This is a genomic window from Mesorhizobium sp. M1A.F.Ca.IN.020.06.1.1, from assembly GCF_004023265.1.
Classification (GTDB): Bacteria; Pseudomonadota; Alphaproteobacteria; order Rhizobiales; family Rhizobiaceae; genus Mesorhizobium.
Genome location: NZ_RZSR01001231.1, coordinates 1 through 1432, shown reverse-complemented (window position 1 = coordinate 1432; position 1432 = coordinate 1). Strand labels below are relative to the sequence as shown.

The following is a 1432-nucleotide window of genomic DNA, read 5'->3' as shown; positions in this document are numbered from 1 at the left end:
ACCAGAACCTTATGCGTTCCGGCTAAAGTGCCGTCGCCTGCTCACGAATTGTTCCATTTGTTTTGGGCAAGTCGGTCAAAAGCTGGTGAACGAAGGCCAGTTTTTGCGCCGTCACCTCCGAAATGACGAAGGGATAAAGGTCGGGCAGACCCATGCAGCGGTTGATCGAATTGGAGGCCTCCGACAGCACCAGCCAGCGGGCGAGGATCCTTTCGAACGGTTCCGGCGCCGGATCGGGTTCGGCGGGCTCCCGCAGCGGATCTCCCCCTGTATCGCCAGGCGGCAGGTCGTTGGCTTCCACTGTCTCCAGCCGGCCGAGCGGAAAATTCAGCGCATGCACCATCTCCAGCGTGTCCGTGATGTGCAGGTGGTGCGCCCAGGTCTCGGCCCAGTCTTCCCAGGGGTGGGACGCCGCATAGGCCGAGATGTGGCGCTGCTCCCAGTCCGGCGGCGCGCCCTTGGCGTAGTGGGCCTTCAGCGCTTGCTCGTAGTCAACCCGCTCGTCGCCGAACAGAGCGCGAAAGCTCGAAAGTCGCTCGGGATCGTCGCGGATCAGCCGGTCCCAGTAATAATGGCCGAGCTCGTGGCGGAAGTGACCGAGCAAGGTGCGGTAGTTCTCGCCCATTTCGACGCGCCGCCGCTCGCGCTCGGCGGAATCGGCCTCGGCGACGTTGAGGGTGATCCTGCCGTTGTCGTGGCCGGTCAGGATGCGCTCGCCGCCTGGTCCGCCGCCGATCGGATCGGCGAGGAAGTCGAAAGCGAGCCCGGCCTCGTCCTGCGGTCCGGCCTTGGGCGCGACCGGCAAGCCGAAGGCAAGCAGCGAATAGACGGCGCGTTTCTTGGCCGCCTCGACGCGGATCCAGCGCCGGCGGTTGCCCTCCACCGAAAGGTCGGGGATCAATTGGTTGAGCGCGCAAGCGCGGCAGAAAATCCTGCCCGGCTCGGCCCGCCAGTTGCAGGCGCACTCGTCGGCATTTCCGCATGGAACGGCGTCGCCGCCGGAAAGCACGAAACACGCCCGCTCCGGATCGTAAAGCACCAGGCTTGAACAGTTCAGGCATTGCGCGTTCTCGAAATAGAGACGGTGGCTGCAATGAGGGCAGTCGAACAGCTTCATCGGTCATCGAACCGCGGGAAAAAGGTCAACGAAGTTGGGCAACGCCCAAACGCCCGTCGCCGGCCGTCGTTCCGTTTCTATTTCGTCGCGAGCAGGGCGACGCCCCGCCTGGCCACGCTTTCGCCTGACAATGTCGCGCCGTAACAAAGCCTGGGTGAGCGGTCCGGCGACATGCTCGCCGGCGAAGAAGATCTTCTCCGCTACCGCCTGCATCAGTGTGGCGCGCGCTTCGGAACAGCCGGGATGGGCAGCCGCATAGGCGAGCCTGCGCCAATGATCACAATATCGACGTCTTCCCTCAAGACACGCCACAAT

At 64.0% G+C, this 1432-nt stretch carries 1 protein-coding gene; it reads right to left on the bottom strand.

The window, feature by feature from the left end:
• Positions 1-22: 22 nt before the first annotated feature.
• Positions 23-1117: a putative zinc-binding metallopeptidase gene (locus EOA60_RS32770; protein ID WP_095825179.1), complete on the bottom strand. Its 1095-nt coding sequence runs from the start codon at positions 1115-1117 to the stop codon at positions 23-25.
• Positions 1118-1432: the final 315 nt, after the last annotated feature.

Coding starts and splice junctions, on each gene's coding strand:
- EOA60_RS32770 (WP_095825179.1), bottom strand. CDS start 1,117: ATGAAGCTGTTCGACTGCCCTCATTGCAGCCACCGTCTCTATTTCGAG.